This window comes from Corallococcus sp. CA049B (assembly GCF_003611685.1).
GTDB lineage: Bacteria > Myxococcota > Myxococcia > Myxococcales > Myxococcaceae > Corallococcus > Corallococcus coralloides.
This window is the reverse complement of record NZ_RAWC01000212.1, coordinates 1-15568: the sequence shown is the minus strand read 5'-3', so window position 1 is coordinate 15568 and position 15568 is coordinate 1. Positions and strand designations below refer to the sequence as shown.

General features: G+C 72.1%; 15 protein-coding genes. 9 read left to right on the top strand and 6 right to left on the bottom strand.

The features are described 5' to 3' along the window. From D7W82_RS31905 to D7W82_RS31895, 3 genes are all read right to left on the bottom strand, one after another. The coding region (locus D7W82_RS31905) for an FUSC family protein (RefSeq protein WP_147439673.1) at positions 1–2018 on the bottom strand (2018 nt) is incomplete at its 3' end. 169 nt (positions 2019–2187) lie between these two features. Continuing rightward, a complete protein-coding gene (locus tag D7W82_RS31900) occupies positions 2188–3267 on the bottom strand; it encodes a hypothetical protein (protein ID WP_120621928.1) in 1080 nt (359 codons plus the stop codon). Positions 3268–3402: 135 nt separating this feature from the next. Further along, positions 3403–3963 (bottom strand): DUF2378 family protein, encoded by a 561-nt coding sequence (locus D7W82_RS31895; protein WP_120563545.1) that lies wholly within the window; start codon positions 3961–3963, stop codon positions 3403–3405. A 237-nt stretch (positions 3964–4200) separates the two neighbouring features. Between D7W82_RS31895 and D7W82_RS31890 the strand changes: the two genes are divergently transcribed. The 3 genes from D7W82_RS31890 (at position 4201) to D7W82_RS31880 (ending at position 7476) form a co-directional block, all read left to right on the top strand. After that, positions 4201–5646, top strand: a complete 1446-nt coding sequence (locus D7W82_RS31890; protein WP_120621927.1) for a hypothetical protein — start codon at positions 4201–4203, stop codon at positions 5644–5646. Positions 5647–5740: 94 nt separating this feature from the next. Beyond that, the gene (locus D7W82_RS31885) at positions 5741–6604 is read left to right on the top strand and encodes an ATP adenylyltransferase (RefSeq protein ID WP_120621926.1); all 864 of its coding nucleotides are present in this window, start codon (positions 5741–5743) and stop codon (positions 6602–6604) included. A 59-nt stretch (positions 6605–6663) separates the two neighbouring features. Beyond that, positions 6664–7476: an SAM-dependent methyltransferase gene (locus D7W82_RS31880; protein ID WP_120621925.1), complete on the top strand. Its 813-nt coding sequence runs from the start codon at positions 6664–6666 to the stop codon at positions 7474–7476. Here the strand turns inward: D7W82_RS31880 and D7W82_RS31875 are convergent. Beyond that, positions 7457–8674: an MFS transporter gene (locus D7W82_RS31875; RefSeq protein WP_120621924.1), complete on the bottom strand. Its 1218-nt coding sequence runs from the start codon at positions 8672–8674 to the stop codon at positions 7457–7459. The genes D7W82_RS31880 and D7W82_RS31875 overlap by 20 nt on opposite strands. Positions 8675–8687: 13 nt before the next feature. Beyond that, the gene (locus D7W82_RS41880) at positions 8688–9242 is read right to left on the bottom strand and encodes a hypothetical protein (protein ID WP_233588053.1); all 555 of its coding nucleotides are present in this window, start codon (positions 9240–9242) and stop codon (positions 8688–8690) included. A 147-nt stretch (positions 9243–9389) separates the two neighbouring features. Here D7W82_RS41880 and D7W82_RS31865 point away from each other — a divergent pair, with 147 nt between their 5' ends. The 5 genes from D7W82_RS31865 (at position 9390) to D7W82_RS31845 (ending at position 14413) form a co-directional block, all read left to right on the top strand. After that, positions 9390–9902 carry a sigma-70 family RNA polymerase sigma factor gene (locus D7W82_RS31865; RefSeq protein WP_120621923.1) on the top strand — a complete coding sequence of 171 codons (513 nt, stop codon included), beginning with the start codon at positions 9390–9392 and terminating at the stop codon, positions 9900–9902. Continuing rightward, positions 9895–10614 (top strand): hypothetical protein, encoded by a 720-nt coding sequence (locus D7W82_RS31860; protein WP_120621922.1) that lies wholly within the window; start codon positions 9895–9897, stop codon positions 10612–10614. Before D7W82_RS31865 ends, D7W82_RS31860 begins: the two co-directional genes overlap by 8 nt. After that, the gene (locus D7W82_RS42430) at positions 10611–12161 is read left to right on the top strand and encodes a caspase family protein (RefSeq protein WP_120621921.1); all 1551 of its coding nucleotides are present in this window, start codon (positions 10611–10613) and stop codon (positions 12159–12161) included. The genes D7W82_RS31860 and D7W82_RS42430 overlap by 4 nt, the downstream gene beginning before the upstream one ends. 91 nt (positions 12162–12252) lie before the next feature. Then, entirely contained in the window at positions 12253–12756 is a 504-nt protein-coding gene (locus D7W82_RS31850) for an FmdE family protein (protein WP_233588052.1), read from the top strand. A gap of 145 nt (positions 12757–12901) precedes the next feature. Further along, entirely contained in the window at positions 12902–14413 is a 1512-nt protein-coding gene (locus tag D7W82_RS31845; protein WP_120621919.1) for an ABC transporter substrate-binding protein, read from the top strand. Positions 14414–14521: 108 nt separating this feature from the next. Here D7W82_RS31845 and D7W82_RS31840 read toward each other — a convergent pair whose 3' ends face one another. Next, positions 14522–14899 (bottom strand): DUF1304 domain-containing protein, encoded by a 378-nt coding sequence (locus D7W82_RS31840; protein WP_120621918.1) that lies wholly within the window; start codon positions 14897–14899, stop codon positions 14522–14524. Positions 14900–14991: 92 nt separating this feature from the next. Here D7W82_RS31840 and D7W82_RS31835 point away from each other — a divergent pair. After that, positions 14992–15568: TetR/AcrR family transcriptional regulator (locus D7W82_RS31835; RefSeq protein WP_147439672.1), on the top strand; the 577-nt coding region annotated here is incomplete at its 3' end.

Sequence of the window (15568 nt, the reverse complement as noted above, 5' to 3'; positions counted from 1 at the left end):
GCGGGCAGGGGCGGGGGCTCGCGCCGCTCCTGCAACGCGCGGGCGAGCAGCTCCAGGCTGTCACTGGCCCGCTGCGCCAGCTGCTGCGGCAGCACCGACGTCGTCCTCCCCTCGAAGCGCCCCGTGCCCAGCGCCGTCACCGCCAGCGCGAACCTGCGCGCGTAGGTGAGCAGCGCCATGCCCGGCTCCAGGTGCCCGAGCGGGCCCCGGTACTCCGTCATCAGCCGCTGGAAGGACGACTCCGCCTCCAGCAGCGCCTGGTCCAGGAGCCGGCGCTCCTCGTTCACCGCGGGCTCCGTGCCGCTGCGGTGCGTGGCCAGCTGTTGCAGATACTTCCCGTCCGCGCGCAGGGCGGAGGCCGCCGCGTCCGGGAAGCGGCGGCGCTCCGGGCTGGGCCACAGCGTCCATGAGCCCACCAGCGCCAGCGCCCCCGCGATGAGCACGCCCAGCGAGCGCTGCGACGCCACCGTCCAGTCCCCGGAGCTGAGCGTGGCCATCAACAGATAGTCCGGCGTGAGCAGGACCTGGAACGCGCCGAAGTTCAGCGGCAGCAGCGCCACGGAGATGGCCGTCAGCACGCTGATGACGCCAATCATCATCGGCGGGGTGTGCACCAGCGTCGCGATGAGCGCCGCCAGGCTCGCGCCCACGAGTGTCCCCAGCGTGCGCTGGAGCACGCGCTCCTCCGTGCTGCCCGCGTAGGGCTGGAGGATGGAGATGACCACGAGGCTCACCCAGTGCGCGTCGCCCACCTGCAACGCCCGCGTCAGCCCCAGCGCCGCCGTGGCCACCATCCCCGTGCGCAGCGCGTGCCGCAGCACCACCGAGTCCGGGTGCAGGTGGTCGCGGACCGGCCGCCACAGGGAGAACCCCGGCGCCTGCCGGGGGCCGCCCACCGTGCCCTTGCCTCGCGCCGACACCGGGTCTCCGAAGAGCAGGCCCGACGCCGTCTCGTGCGCCACGCCCGCGTACTCGCGCAGCCGGTCCAGCAGCGTGGCGACGTGCGTGGACAGCGGCCCCTCCGCGCTCTGGCGCACGGGCGGCGCGGCCATCCTCGCGGGCTGCCGGCGACGGGGCCTCAGCGCCAGCCGGGGCGGCTCGCGCATGCCCTCGTTGCGCTCCTGCCGCAGCGCCCGCGACACCCATTGGTCCATCGCGCCGAAGGCCTCGCACAGCTTGATGACCCGCTCGCGCGTCGCGTGCATGTGCGGGTCGCGCCCCACCACCTGCATCGCCTCCGCGAGCGCGCTGAGCAGCGCCACCATGGGCTCCACCAGCTCCACCAGCACCAGCAGGTGCTCGCCGCGCCTGGACTCGTCCGGCCTCCCTCGCCGCGTGGCCGCGAGCACGTCTCGCGCCCGTTCGATGTCCGGGCGGAGCCGCGCGTGGCGCATCAGCCCCGCGGCCCACGCCTCGGCCGTGGCGCCGTCCCGCGTGGCCCTCCCCAGGTCCTCCGCGGCGATCGCCAGCCCCGCGTACACCTGCGCCACCGCCCGGCGCGCGGGGCGGTAGGGCCTGAGCGGCCACAGCAGCAGCGACAGCGCCATGGCCCACAGGCCGCCCAGCAGCAGCGCCGCGCCTCGCAGCAGCGCCTCTCGCGGCGAGGCGGCGGGCGCGCCCAGCGACACGACGAAGATGACGGCGAGCTGCCCTCCCACGGAGCCCGCTGTCTCGCCGTAGCAGCGCGCGAAGTTCGCTGCGGTGACGCCCACGAGCAGCAGCGTGGCGTCCATCACATACGTGTGGCCCGCGGGCGCGGCGAGCAGGCCGACCAGCGCCCCCAGCACCGTCACCACGCCCATGACGCGCGCCCGTACGCGGTAGGAGCCGCCCTTGTCCGCGAGCGTGACGAGCAGCCCCGTGAGGCCCGCCCAGCCGGCCTGCGGCACGGTGGTCAGGAACGACAGACACAGGGGCAGGGCGGTGGCGACGGCGGCCCGGATGCCCGCCCACAGGGCCGGTCTTCCGGGGTCCACCCGGAGGAGCGACTGGAGGTGTCTCCGCAGTCGATGGCGCATGGGCTTCAGGGGAGCGGCGGGCCGTCACCCCAGAGGGTGGCCACGGCCGTCCCCATCCACACGCGGAGGAGGCGCCTCCCCCTCGAGGCCTGGGCGCCACCCGGGCAGTACCCCGGGCCCCGTCCCACAAGCCCCTCCCTCCCGGAAGGCGGAGGCGGAGGGCCCGGCGTCAGCCCGTCCCCAGGGCCGGCGCGTCCCCGCCGGGTGAGCCTTCCGCTGCGAGCGCGGTGCCGTCCCAGGGGATGTAGCGCACGCCCGGCATCGGCTCCGGAGCGTGGAACTCCAGCGCGCCCACGGTGGAGGTCAGCTTCCCGGTGGGCTTCCACGCCGCGAAGGGGTGGGGCCGGGAGAACCGCTGCACCTCGCACCGGGCCACGTCGCTCTGGGCCACCAGCACGTCCCAGCCCGTGGGGTCCCGGTACGCGTAGCCCACCAGCGTGCGCGGGTCGCACCACGCGCGGCCCTCCACGGCCATGGTGGCGGAGGCGGCGCGGAAGGTCAGCTCTCCGGACGCGGGCGACGTCACGCGCGACAAGAGCACGTGGGGCATTTCATGGAACGTGTGCTCGGCGTCGCGCGTGCGCAGGTAGATGGGCGACAGCTGGGGGTGGCCCCGCTTGCGCTTCGCGCGCACCGCCATGACCTCCAGCCGCGCGTCCGGGTCCTCGGCGAAGCGCGGGCAGTACAGCCACGTCAGCTCCTCCAGCCGCCGGTGGCCCCACAGGTGCTTCTGCAGGCCGGGCGCGCCCTTCACGTCGATGCGCTCGCCGTCCACCGTCACCGTGCCTTCGAAGGTGACGTCGTCGTGCACGTGGGCGACCTGCGTGGGCAGGGGCAACAGCGCGGTGCCTCGCGGCTCGCGGCGCACCGGTCCGGGGTGGCCGCCCTGGAAGCGCAGGTCCCACGCGATGGAGTGCCCGCCGCTCTTCACCTGGCCGTGGACGTGGCCGGGCGTCAGCTCCGAGTCCGCGATGCGCACTCCGCCGTCCGGCAGCGCCGTGAACGCGGAGGCCGGATGGATGGCCTTGAGCGCCACCGCGGGCCGGTCCTGGGACGCGCAGTCGAAGGCCGCCGCCCACATCGTGGCGCGAGGCTCGCCGCCGCTCCCCGGCGCGGGAGTGAACAGGGTGTAGCGCAACCACCAGGCGCGGTCTCCGCCCGGGTCGAGCACCACCAGGAACCAGATTTCGAAGAACCCCTGCTGATGACCGTTCCAGCGCGGCAGGTTGGCGCGCTTGCTCGACGGCATTTGGATGAATCCCCCTCTTCGCGCGGCCGTTCACGGCCCGGACGCCGCGCGCAGACCCTCACGCTGGCAGATGGGGCCCGGTGCGGGCAAGGGGCCCCGGGGTCGCGGATCCGCGCGCAGGGGGACGCCGGTGACTCAGGCGCCCGGAGCGCCCCAGGACACGCGGTACGTGACGCTGTCGTCGTCGAACTGGACCACGTCCACCTGCGTGGCCGGGCCGCTGGCGGCGCGCACCGTGGCCAGCATCACGCCCTGCTTGAAGTAGCGCAGCAGGCCGGGCTCGTTGAGCCACAGGTCCGCTTCACGCTCGCCGCGCTCGGTGATGCGCACCTCGGTGTAGTTGTTGCCGGTGCGGAAGCTGTGCTGCGTGCGCAGCAGCATCCGCTTGGGCCCGATGAGCCGCAGCACGCCCAGGAGCGCCCGGCCCACCATCGTGTCGCGGTAGCCGTCGATCATCCGCTCGCCGAGCATCCGCCACGCCACCGGGTCCGGCTGCTCCGGGTGCAGCGTCTTCGCCGTCAGCGCCACGCAGCGCGTCCACGTGTCCAGCGAGTACGCCGGCTGCAGGGGCCGGTCCAGGTCCAGGCCCTCCTTGCGCAACTGCTCCTTGAGGGCGAAGGGCACCTTCCCGGAAAGTCCCCGGACGAAGAGTCCTTCGACGATGGTCGGGAATACGAGTTTCTCGGCGGTGGCCATGGGCGCCATTCCGCCCAGCACCGCGCGTTCTGGTCAAGACCTACCGCCCGGGTGGCGTCCAACGCCCGAAAGCGAGGTCGCCCTCCAGGGCCATTCCACCCGTTCCGGCACCCGTGAAACATGGCGTGTATCTCTGTAATTCACGCAAGGTGCGTAATCGCTCGCAGCCCTCGCGAGGCGCGTCCATCTGGTAGCGTCCGGCCGCCCCCTGGCTCCCCCGGCTTCCCACTGGCCCTGATGACGTCCCGTGTCCTGACGTGCCTGCTCCTGTCCGTGCTGTGCGCGCTCCCGGCCCTGGGCGCCCGGCCGGTGCCCGCTCCCGCCGCGGACGGCATGGCGATGCTCCAGCGGGTGGACACGGCGCGGGTCCAGGGCAGCCCCAGCACGCTGCGCACGGAGCTGGACGCGCGGCAGGCGAAGGCGCCCAAGGACCCCATGCCCCGGGTGTACCGGGCCTTCCTCGCGCTGCCCTCGGACGAGAGCTTCGCCGAGTTCAAGGCGCTGGCGGTGGTGTACCCGGAGAACCCGTGGCCGCACGTGGGCCTGGGGCTCGTCTACGTGCGCTGGGGCATGTTGAAGGACGCGGCCGCGCCGCTGGAGACCGCGCGCAAGGTGGTGCCCGGCTTCTCGCCCGCGCTCTGGGCGGACGGCCTGCGGCTCCAGGCGGAGGGCAAGCCCGCGGAGGCGGAAGCGCGGCTGCGCGAGGCGCTGGCGAAGCTGGACATCCCGCGCTTCCGCACGGACCTGGCGCTCTTGCTGGCGGGCCGCCCGGGAGGCGCGGCGGAGGCGCGGGCGCTGCTGGTGCGCTCGGTGAAGGACTGGCCCGAGCAGCCGGAGGCGCTCCAGGTGCTGTCGAAACTGGCGCGCGAGGCGGGGGACGCGAAGGCGGGCGCGGAGGCCGGGGCGCTGCTCGTCGCGCTCCAGCCGCATGACCGCGAGGCGCACCGTCGGCAGGCGGAGGCGTGGCTCGCCGCCGGGGACAAGGCGCAGGCGGTGAAGATGCTGGAGCGCTACGCGACGCTCGGCGGCGCGGAGCCCGCGGTGCTCGCCTCATGGGTGAAGCTCGCCGTGGAGCTCGACCGCCCGGAGGACGAGGCGAAGGCCCTGGTGCGCCTGGCCGCGGCGACGCCCCAGGACCCTGAACCGCTCCTGCGGCTGGCGACGCTGGCGGAGGCGAAGCAGGACGTGGCCGCCACCGAGGCCCGGTTGGACCAGGCGGCGGCGCTGGCCCCGCAACGCGCGGACATCCAGGTGCGGCGGGCGCGGCTGCTGCTCAAGCTGGAGCGCTACTTCGAAGCCATGGCGGCGTACCGCGCGGCGCTCGCGGCTCCGGAGCGGCCGGTGCCCGAGGCGGCGGAGGAGGCCGCGCAGCTGACGAAGAAGCTGCACCTGCCCGCTTCGCCCGCGAAGGGCACGGTGGAGCAGATCTACGACCGGGTGTCGCTGGGGCTGGTGGCGCTGTACCTGGAGCACCTGATGGAGAAGCCGGACCTCAAGGGCAACCTGAAGGTGCGCGTGGACCTGGACCCCAGCGGGAAGGCCACGAACGTGGTGGTGCTCTACGACAGCCTCCAGGACGTGCTCATCACCCACAGCGCGCACGTGGCCTTCATGGACGCCCAGTACCCGCCCGGCAGCGAGCCGCAGGTGTACCAGTACGTCTTCCGTCCTCCTCCGCGCTGAGGCGGACATCCGGAGCGCTCCCTGGCCGCGAGCGGGTTGACGCTGGCGTGAGCGGACGGCACAGACTGGGAGGACTCGCGCCAGGAGCCCGCCCGTGAACGCCGCACCGCTGACGCCCGCCGTCCTGTGGCCCCGCACGTTGGACGTCACCCGCCACGCGCTGGAGACCGGGGCGCTCCAGCCCATCGCCACGGAAGCGCGCACGGTGCCGGTCGCGGGCACGGCGTTCCAGGTGCGCGTGCTGGGACGGGTGGCGCTCAAGGAGCGCAAGCGTCCGCCTTCGTCAGGCACGGAGCCGTTCAACCCGTTCGCGAACCCGGAGCCGGACCTGGTGCTGGGGGACGTGGCGCCCGCGCACGTGTGCCTGCTCAACAAGTTCAACGTCGTGGAGCACCACCTGCTCCTGGTGACGCGGACCTTCGAGTCGCAGGACGCGCTCTTGACGCACGCGGACTTCGACGCGCTCGCCACGTGCCTGGAGGGGCTGGACGGGCTGGCCTTCTACAACGCGGGGGAGACGGCCGGCGCCAGCCAGCGCCACAAGCACCTGCAGCTGGTGCCGCCGCTGGGGCCGGACCGTTTGCGCGCGCCCGTGGAGGCGCTCTTGCCCGCGCTGCCGGGGCCGGGCCGCGTGGTGGCCGCGGAGTCGCTGCCGTTCGCGCACCTGCTGGCGGGCCTGGGGCCGTGGGGCGCGCCGGGGCAGGGCGCGCGGATGCTGGCGGCGTACCGGCTGCTGCGGGACGCGCTGGGGCTGGCGGAGCACGCGCCGTACAACCTGCTCGTCACCCGGGACTGGATGCTGCTGGTGCCTCGCGCCAGGGCGGAGCACCTGGGCGTCAACGTCAACGCGCTGGGCTTCGCGGGGTCGCTGCTGGTGCGCACGCCCGAGCAGTTCGACGCGGTCGCCGCGCTGGGGCCGTTGGAATTGCTGCGCCAGGTCGCGGGCGTCACTCCGTAGGAAGGGTGCAACCGCGCGAGCGGACCGGCACAATGCCCGGAACCGATGGAGCGACGACCATGGATGTGAACGAGCTGGCCCGCGTGCCGGGCGTGAATCCCCAGGTTCCCGACGCGGCACGCATCTACGACTACACGCTGGGCGGCACCCACAACTTCGACGCGGACCGGCAGGCGGCGGAGTACATGTTCTCGCTGCTGCCCTCCACGCGGAAGTGGGTGCGGATGCTGCGCGCGTGCCTCCAGGGCGCGGCGAAGCGGCTGTCCACGGAGGGCTTCACGCACTGGGTGGACTTCGCGTCCGGCCTGCCCACCAACGACCACGTGCACGGCGTGCTGCCGCCGGACGTGAAGGTGCTGTACTCGGACATCAATCCGCTGACGATGGCGCAGGCGCGCGTGCTGTTGGGGAACGACCCGCGCGTGCGCTACCTGGAGTGCGACATCCGCCAGGCGAAGTCCTTCCTGGAGCGCCCGGACGTGCGCGACTTCCTGGGCGGCGAGCGCAAGGTGGCCCTGGGCGCCAACGGCATCACCGTGTTCCTCAAGGCGGAGGAGAACCGGAAGTTCTTCCGCGACCTCTACGACTGGGCCGCGCCGGGCTCCAAGCTCTTCACCACGTTCGAGACGAAGGACCCCGCGAAGACGACGCCCCAGTGGGAGCAGTTCGTGGGCATGTTCCAGAAGATGGGGGAGAGCTTCGAGCTGTTCTCCCTGCCGGAGTACCTGGAGCTCTGCACGCCGTGGACGCCGGGCCCCGGTGGCGTGCAGCCCGTGAGCCGGTTCCTGGGGCTGCCGGACGACTCCATCACCGAGGAGGACCGGCAGGGCGTGGGCATCGAGTTCTACGCCGTCATCCTGGAGAAGAAGTAGCCGCCGCCTTCGCGCGGTAGCGCAGGCCGATGAGCGCCGCGACGAAGCCCGCCGCGGCGCCCACGCCCAAGGCCTGACGGGGACCGAACGTGTCCGCGACCCACCCGACGATGGGGGCGCCCAGGGGCGTGCCGCCCAGCGCGATGGCCAGGAGGATGGCGAGCACGCGCCCTCGCATGGCGGGCTCGGTGGACAGCTGCACCAGGCTGTTCGCGGTGGTGGTGAAGGTCTGCGCGGACACGCCGATGATGACGAGCATGACGCCGAAGAGGGCATAGACGGGCATCAGCGCCGCGAGCGTGAGCCCCGCTCCGAAGACCGCGGCCCCCGTCACCAGCAGGCCGATGCGCGGCTGCGCGCGACGCGCGGAGAGCAGCGCGCCCGTCACCGAGCCGATGGCCATGATGGACGTGAGGAGCCCGTAGCCGCTGGCGCCCTGGCCGAAGACGCGCACGGACATGGTGGAGATGAAGATGGGGAAGTTGAGGCCGAAGGTGCCGATGAGGAAGAACATGGTCAGCACCGCCACCAGGTCGGGCCGCTTCCAGACGTAGACGAAGCCCTCCAGCAGGCTCCCGCGCGTGCGCAGGGCGCGGTCCGTCACGTGCAGTTCGTGCACGCGGAGCAGGCTCAGCGAGAGGAGCACGGCGCCGAACGATGCCGCGTTGAGGACGAACATCCACCCGGAGCCCACGGCGGAGATGAGCAACCCCGCGATGGCGGGGCCCAACATGCGCGCGGCGTGGAACGAGGTGGAGTTGAGCGCCACGGCGTTGGCGAGGTCCTCCTCGCCCACCAGCTCCGACACGAACGTCTGGCGCGCGGGGGCGTCGAACGCGGTGACGCACCCCAGGAGGAACGCGAACACGTTCACGTGCCACAGCCGGATGTGCCCGGAGAGCGTGAGCAGCCCCAGACTTAGCGCCAGTGCGCCCAGGGCCGCCTGCGTGGCGAACAGGAGCTTGCGCCGGTCGAAGTGATCCGCCGCGAAGCCCGTCAGGGGAAGGAACAGGAGCGGTGGCGCGAACTGGAGCGCCATGACCACGCCCACGGCCGTGGCGTTGTTGTGGGTGAGCTGGGTGAGGACGATCCAGTCCTGGGCGGTGCGTTGCATCCACGTGCCCACGTTGGACACGAGCGCCCCGGCCGCCCACGTCCGGTAGTTGTAGCCGCGCAGCGAATGGAAGGTGCCCTTCATCCCGCGGGAGACCTTAGCCGCATGACTCCCCGTTGAGTGCGCAGCGGCCGGACGCGCAGGGCGTGAAGGAAGGACTGAGGCAGCCCGTGGCATCGCAGCGGCAGGTGCTGACACGGTGGGTGAACGGATCGCAGCACGGCTCGTAGGTCACCATCGGCGGGGGGCCCGCGTCGGTGCCCGCGTCGGTGCTGGTGCCCGCGTCGGTGCTGGTGCCGCCGTCTTCGATGATGACGCCGCCGTCGGTGGTGGTGCCGGCGTCGGTGGTGGTGCCGGCGTCGGTGGTGGTGCCCGCGTCGACGCCCGCGCCTGCGTCGTAGCTCTGGCCGCCGTCCTGGCTGCCGGGGAGGGTCTCGCAGCTGTCCCGGAGCGACGGCGTGCAGGTGCCGGCCGAGCACGCCTGGAAGCGAATCTCACAGCCGCCGGGGTCCTCGCAGGGGCAGGTGTCCACCTGGTTGCGGACGCAGCAGACGGCCCAGGACACCTCGCCCAGCTCGTCCGGGTCCTCGTAGAGCGGGTCGAAGCAGGCGCCCAGGAGCGCGACGAGGGTGGCGAGGACGAGTCGTTTCACGGCGGTTGGGACACCCGGTGCGGCCGGCCTGGGACATGCCGCCGGGGGTGCGACTAATATCCCACGGCCCATCGCGGATGCGATGCGATGTCCCAGGCCGCAGGGGCCGGGTGTCTCAAGGACGAAAAGGAAGGTCGGACCCATCGGATGGCGAGCGGGCTCGGTGCGGAGGAGCTCAGGGAGCTCTACGAGCGCTTCGCGCCCGTGGTGCACCGTCGCGCGCTCGCGCTGCTGGGACGCGATGCCGACGCCTGGGACATCGTCCAGGAGGTCTTCGAGCGCATGTTGACGGCTGGCGCGCGGTTCCGACGGGAGGCCCGTCCCATGACGTACGTGTACCGCGTCACCACCAACCTGTGCCTCAACGCGCTGCGCTCGCGCCAGCTGCGGGAGCCGGTGCTCCTGGAGGCGCCGGAGGCCGCGGCGCTCACGCCTGGCCAGTGGGAGGCCGCGGACTTCATCCGGCACCTCGTGGGGCGGATGGGCGAGCGCGAGCTGGAGGTGGCCACGCTGCACTTCTTCGACGGGCTGACCCAGGAGGAGATCGCCGGGATGCTGGACGTGTCGCGAAAGACCATCGTCCGCGACCTGGACTCCATCCGGAAGAAGGCGGCGGAGCTGGGGCGGCTTCCGGACGCGTTGGAGGCGGAGCGTGGCTGAGCACCTGACGCGGCTGGAGTTGGACGAGTGGCTGTCGGGGCTGGATGGCTCGGGGCGCGCGGAGCGGCACGTGGCCGACTGCCCAGCCTGCGGGATGATCGCCGAGCGGATGAAGCAGGCGCGTGCGTCGAGCCTGGCACAGCCGCGAGCGAAGGCGGTGCTGGCGAGGCTGGAGGAGAAGCGCGCCCGGTCCGCGAGGCCCTGGTGGAGCTGGGGCGTGCCGCTGGTGACCGCGCTGGCGGTGGGGCTCGCGATGGTCGTCTACGTGCCGCGGGGCGCGGAGGACGGCGTACGGCTGAAGGGGACCGTGGCGCTGCGGCTGCTGTCCGTGCAGGGCGCGCCGGTGCAGGACGCGAGGCCCGGTGAGCAGGTGACGCTCGCGGTGGGCACGGGGCCGTACCGGAACGTGCTGGTGCTCGCGGTGGATGAAGCAGGCGCGGTGGATGCGCTCTGGCCGGGGGATGGCAAGACGAGCGGCACGGTGGAGCCGGGGGCGGAGGTGCGGTTGTCTCCCGCGTTGGAAGTGACGCCGGGGTCGGTGGCGTTGCATGCGTTCTTCTCGGATGCGCCGCTGGACGTGGAGCAGGCGCGCGAGGCGCTCACGGCGCGCGTTGCTGAAGCGCGCGGGAAGGGGCAGGGACCGCTGGAGGTGGCGACGCCGGAGGGCATCGGGAAGGCGCGGGCGCGCACGTTGCTGAGGGTCGTGCCGTGAGCCGCGTGTTGGGCCTGGGCGTGCGGCTGCTCGCGGTGCTGCTCCTGGTGCTGGGACCGCTTCCGGGCGCCGCCGCGGAGGAAGCGCCGCGCCGTTGGGCGCTGATCGTGGGAGAGAACCAGGGCCTGGCCAGCGAGGAGCGGCTGCGCTTCGCGGAGACGGACGCGCAGCGGATGCGCGAGGTGCTCCAGGAAGTGGGCACCGTGTCGCCTGAGCGCACGATGACGCTGCTGGGCACGGATGCCGCGAAGCTGCGCGAAGCCCTGGCGCGCTTCCGGGCGCGGCTGGCCGTGGAAGCCTCGCCGAGGGATTGGCTCCTGCTCTACGTGTCGTCGCACGCGGGTGACGGCAGCCTGCACCTGCGCGGGACCGAGCTGCCGATGCGCGAGCTGGTGGACTTCCTCAAGGGCGCGCCGGTGGGCGTGGGGCTGCTCATCCTGGACTCATGCCGCTCCGGTGTCGCCACGCGCTTGAAGGGCCTGAAGCCGGTGGCCGCGCCGGTCACGATGGAGGCCTCGGACCTGGAGGGCCGGGTCGTCATCAGCGCGTCTGGCGCGGATGAGTACGCGCAGGAGTCGGATGCGTTGCAGGGCTCCTTCTTCACGCACCACCTGACGGTGGGGTTGCGCGGAGCGGCCGATGCTTCGCGGGATGGGCGCGTCACGCTGGAGGAGGCGTACCGCTACGCCTACGCGAGGACGCTGGAGTCCACGCTCGTCTCCCCGGGAGGCCTGCAGCGGCCCACGTTCCGCATGGACCTGAGCGGACGCGGAGAGTTGATCCTCTCCGAGCCCCAGCGCGCGCGAGGCCGGCTGACGCTCGACGTGAAGGCCCCGGGCCGCTGGCTCGTCATGGCGTCGGAGAGTGGCGCGCTGGTGGCGGAGCTGGAGAAGGGCGAGGGCCCCACGACGCTGGCCGTGTCGCCCGGCGCATACCGGCTGCTGCTGCGAGCGGAGGACGGATACCTGGAGCGGTCGGTGAAGGTACCGCTGGACGGAGCCGTGTCGGTGGGCGGCGAGCCCCTGGAGCAGGCCGCGCGGATGAGGCTCGCGCGAAAGGGTGGGGCGGGGTCGGAGCTGCTGGTCGCCGTGGGGCCATCGCTGACGTCAGGCCTCGTGGCGGGCCTGTCGTCGCTCGCGGGCCTGGACGTGCGCCTGGTGCGCGAAGGGCGGCTGTTCCCCGGCGTGGACACATCAGGCCTGGGGCTCTCGGTGCGGAGGGGGACGGGCAGCAGGGTGTCCTTCCAGCAGACGGAGCTGGAGCTGAGGTTGGGCGCGGGGCCGCACTGGAAGCTCGGAGCCTGGACGTTCAGCGGCGCGCTGGAGGCCGGGGCACTGGCCGTCTTCCAGTCACGCATTCCGGACGAAGATGCGCGCTTCGGATTGGAGCCGTTGGGGCTCGTCACCGGGGGCGTGCGGCTGGACGTGCGAAGCCGCCTGTCGATGCTCCTGAGCGCCTCCGCGGGAGGCGTCATGGCGAAGCGGGACTCCGGCACGGCGCTGGTGCCCAGGGCCTCCGCGTCACTGATGGTCGGCTACGCGCTCTGAGCCGAATGCATGGCCGGAGTCGTATGTCGCCATGGTCCATTGCTTCCGGGTAGAACGCTCCGTCTGTCTTTCACCGGAGCCCTCGATGACCATGCGCCGCCACCTCCTGCTGTCCGTCACGCTGGGCCTCACCCTGGGCTGCGCGGGCGCGAAGCCCGCCGCGACTCCGTCCGCTGAACCGGGCGCGCTGGAGCGGGTGGCGCTGGTGCATGGGGGCGCGGGGCCGTGGGCGGTCGCGGGCTACAGGATGGGCGACTACGCGCTCCAGCAACTGGGTCTGCCCCGGGGCAGCTTCAAGCTGGAGGTCATCCACCACAGCCCGGCGAAGGTCCAGTACACCTGCGTCGCGGACGGAGCTGCGGCGGCCACCGGCGCCAGCCTGGGCAAGCTCAACCTGTCGCTGGTGGCCACGCCCTCGCCGGAGGACGTCGCGACCACGTTCCGCAACCGCGATACCGGCCAGTCCCTCACGCTGCGCCCGTCCGCCAGCTTCGTGCAGCGCTTCCGGGACGTGCCGCGCGAGAAGCTGGGTGAAGCGGGCCGGGCCGTCCTCACCCTGCCGGACGCCGAAGTCTTCGAGCCCGTCACGCCTTGAGCGGGCGCCGCCTCGGAAGCGCGTTTGCTTTCACTTTCTCAAGGGGAAACTGGAGTCGAAGCGCTCCCGGAAATGTCAGACCGACCCGGTATGAATCTCCCTGCGCGACGCCATTCCAGGCGTCGCCGAAAGGGTCGCTTTCACAATGAATATGTCATTGGTTTCCCTTGGGATTCTGGTCGGCATGACAGGGGTTGGCTGCGCGGGTCTCGACGAGGCCGAGGCGGTGGACTCCTCCGTGTCGACCGACGCGACCTCCCAGGTCACCCAGGGCCTGATCACCCAGGTCACCGGTGCCAGCCAGGTGACCTTCGTCGCCACGTCGGGCAACGAGACGAAGCCGTACGATCAGTCCGCCACGTCGGTGGTGGCCTACACGCGGGACTCGACGACCGGGGCGTTCACGGCCTACCCGGGCACGGGCTTTGCGGACGGCACCCTCTCCGTGCCGAACGTCCCTTCCGGCCGCATCTACCTGAAGCTGGGCTCGCGCTACCTGGTGAGCACCGGCCGAGCGTTCGACCTGGGCTCCACGGAGTGGGGCCGCGATGGCACCTTCGTCTCGCTGTCCACTCCCGTGACGGTGTCCGCCACCGGCCTGTCTCCCTGGCAGTCGGGGGACTACCTGGAGGTGTATTCGTTGAACCCGGGCGCGTTCGGCTACGTCAACAGAGGCGTCACGGGGTTCCCCCTGGCGGGCGCCACGTCGCTCTCCGGGCTGAGCTTCAATTACGCCGACATGCTCAACCCGGTGCTGCTCGACAGCAGCCGCGGGGATGTGTTCTCGCTGGCGCAGATGCGGTTGCAGACGAGCGCGAATGGAGTGCCCTACCGCGCGATGCACAAGGTGCTCGACACGAGCGTGACGCTGGTGGAGGGCCAGCCCGTCACCGTCAGCGGAACCTTCACCCAGCCCGCCGCGACAGGCACCTTCGCGGTGGACTGGAGACGCTCGGCCTTCGAAGCCCTTCGCACCCAGGTGAACCCGGGCGCGGTCAGCACGTACAACGAGATCTGGATGTCCGCCCGGCCGGCAGCGCTGAGCTCGGCGGTCGCGTCCATCAGCGGGCAGCCACTGCTCGTGAAGCTCAATCCTGACACGCTGCGGACCGACCTCGTCACGGGGAGCATGACCTACAACAACCCGCTCCCGGCGGCGTGGCAGAAGGTGGCGCTCGCCGCCGCTGGCTTCACGAAGAGCTACGCGCTGGGAACCGCGGCGCCCTACACCATGAGCGTGGACATCCGCGTGGACCAGGAGGCGAGCGCGTTCACCGCCGCGCCCGTGCAGCCCCTCGTCGGGCCGGTGCAGGCGCCCCTGGTGAACACGCGCGGCGCCTTCCAGAACCTCACGGGCGTGGGGACTGACGCCTCGCTGCGCTGGTCGAAGCCGCTCATCGGCACGGCCACGAACTACGTGGTGAACATCTACCGGCTGGGCGTTGGCAACGGCGCCACCACCGTGACGCGCGTGGCGACGCTGCACACGGACCTCCAGAGCGTGTACCTGCCCCCGGGCGTGCTGCAGGCGGGCCAGACGTACTTCGCTGAGATCCAGAGCTGGTACCAGCCCGGCTCGGACCTGGCGACGAGCCCCTTCAAACGCTCGCTGCCTCGGGGCCGCGCCAGCGTGCTCACGGGCATGTTCAGCCCGTAGCCGCTGAAGTCCTGGGACGGAAGGGAGTCCGCCTCCCTTCCGTGCACCCTTGGGCCCCGCCGCTCCCACAGGCGGCTCGAGCGGCGGGTCCGCCTGGCGAAAGCCGGCTCAGAAGACGACGAGCGAGATGGCCAGCGCCGGCAGCGCGCCCTGGACGAGGCTGGCCTTGAGGAACTTCCGGTTGCTGCCCACCAGCACCAGCGCCGCCAGCAGCATGCACGCGCAGCCGAACACCACCGCCGCCACGCCCGACGCCACCGCACCCGTGTGCACCAGCACCACGCCCGCCAGCACGCCCACGGCGAGGAACAGGTTGTAGAAGCCCTGGTTGAGCGCCATCGGCTTCACCACGTCCGCGTCCGCCTGCGACTTCAGCCCGAAGCGCTTCCACACCTTCGGCCGGGAGAAGACGATGCTCTCCAGCACGAAGAACAGCACGTGGATGAGCGCGGCGATGACCGCGAAGACCTGCGCCAGTGGCGACATGATGACTCCCCCTCCGGGGTTGGGATATTCTGAACCAGTCAGTTCCGAATTCATATTGAAACGGTCGGTTCAGAATTGTCAAGGAGGGTGACGTGGCGCGGACGCGGGCGTTCGACGAGACAGAGGCGGTGCGGGCGGCGCTGGGGGTGTTCTGGTCGCGCGGCTACGAGGCGACGTCGCTGTCGGACCTGGAGGTGGCGACGGGGCTGAACCGCTCCAGCCTGTACCAGACGTTCGACAGCAAGCGCGGGCTGTTCGCGCGGGCCATCTCGCTGTACCTCCAGGAGGTCATCGGGCCCCGGCTGGGCGTCTTCGCGAAGGACGCGCCGGGCCTTACGCAGGTGACGGAGTACTTCGAGTCGCTCGCGGCGACGATGGCCACCGCGCCGCCAGCGCTGACTCGGCGGGGCTGCCTGCTGGTGAACACGGCCACGGAGTTGGGGCCGCATGACGCGGAGGCGAAGCAGGCGGTGGAGGACTACCGGGCGCTCCTGAGAGGCCACCTGTCGCGGGCCCTGGAGGGCGCGGCGCGGGCGGGTCTGCTGCCTCGCAAGACGGTGGCGCGCCGGGTGGAGCTGCTGTTGGGGGCCGTGATTGGCGTGCTCGTCACGGCGCGCGTGGACCCGGGGGCCGCGGCGAAGCTGGCCCAGGCGACGGCGAGCGAGGTGG

What these genes read in the sequence shown, in the direction of transcription:
- D7W82_RS31850 (WP_233588052.1), top strand. Translation starts at nt 12,253, where the DNA reads ATGCGCCGCCACCTCCTGCTGTCCGTCACGCTGGGCCTCACCCTGGGC.
- D7W82_RS31845 (WP_120621919.1), top strand. Translation starts at nt 12,902, where the DNA reads ATGAATATGTCATTGGTTTCCCTTGGGATTCTGGTCGGCATGACAGGG.
- D7W82_RS31875 (WP_120621924.1), bottom strand. Translation starts at nt 8,674, where the DNA reads ATGAAGGGCACCTTCCATTCGCTGCGCGGCTACAACTACCGGACGTGG.
- D7W82_RS31880 (WP_120621925.1), top strand. Translation starts at nt 6,664, where the DNA reads ATGGATGTGAACGAGCTGGCCCGCGTGCCGGGCGTGAATCCCCAGGTT.
- D7W82_RS31890 (WP_120621927.1), top strand. Translation starts at nt 4,201, where the DNA reads ATGACGTCCCGTGTCCTGACGTGCCTGCTCCTGTCCGTGCTGTGCGCG.
- D7W82_RS31900 (WP_120621928.1), bottom strand. Translation starts at nt 3,267, where the DNA reads ATGCCGTCGAGCAAGCGCGCCAACCTGCCGCGCTGGAACGGTCATCAG.
- D7W82_RS31840 (WP_120621918.1), bottom strand. Translation starts at nt 14,899, where the DNA reads ATGTCGCCACTGGCGCAGGTCTTCGCGGTCATCGCCGCGCTCATCCAC.
- D7W82_RS31895 (WP_120563545.1), bottom strand. Translation starts at nt 3,963, where the DNA reads ATGGCCACCGCCGAGAAACTCGTATTCCCGACCATCGTCGAAGGACTC.
- D7W82_RS31865 (WP_120621923.1), top strand. Translation starts at nt 9,390, where the DNA reads ATGGCGAGCGGGCTCGGTGCGGAGGAGCTCAGGGAGCTCTACGAGCGC.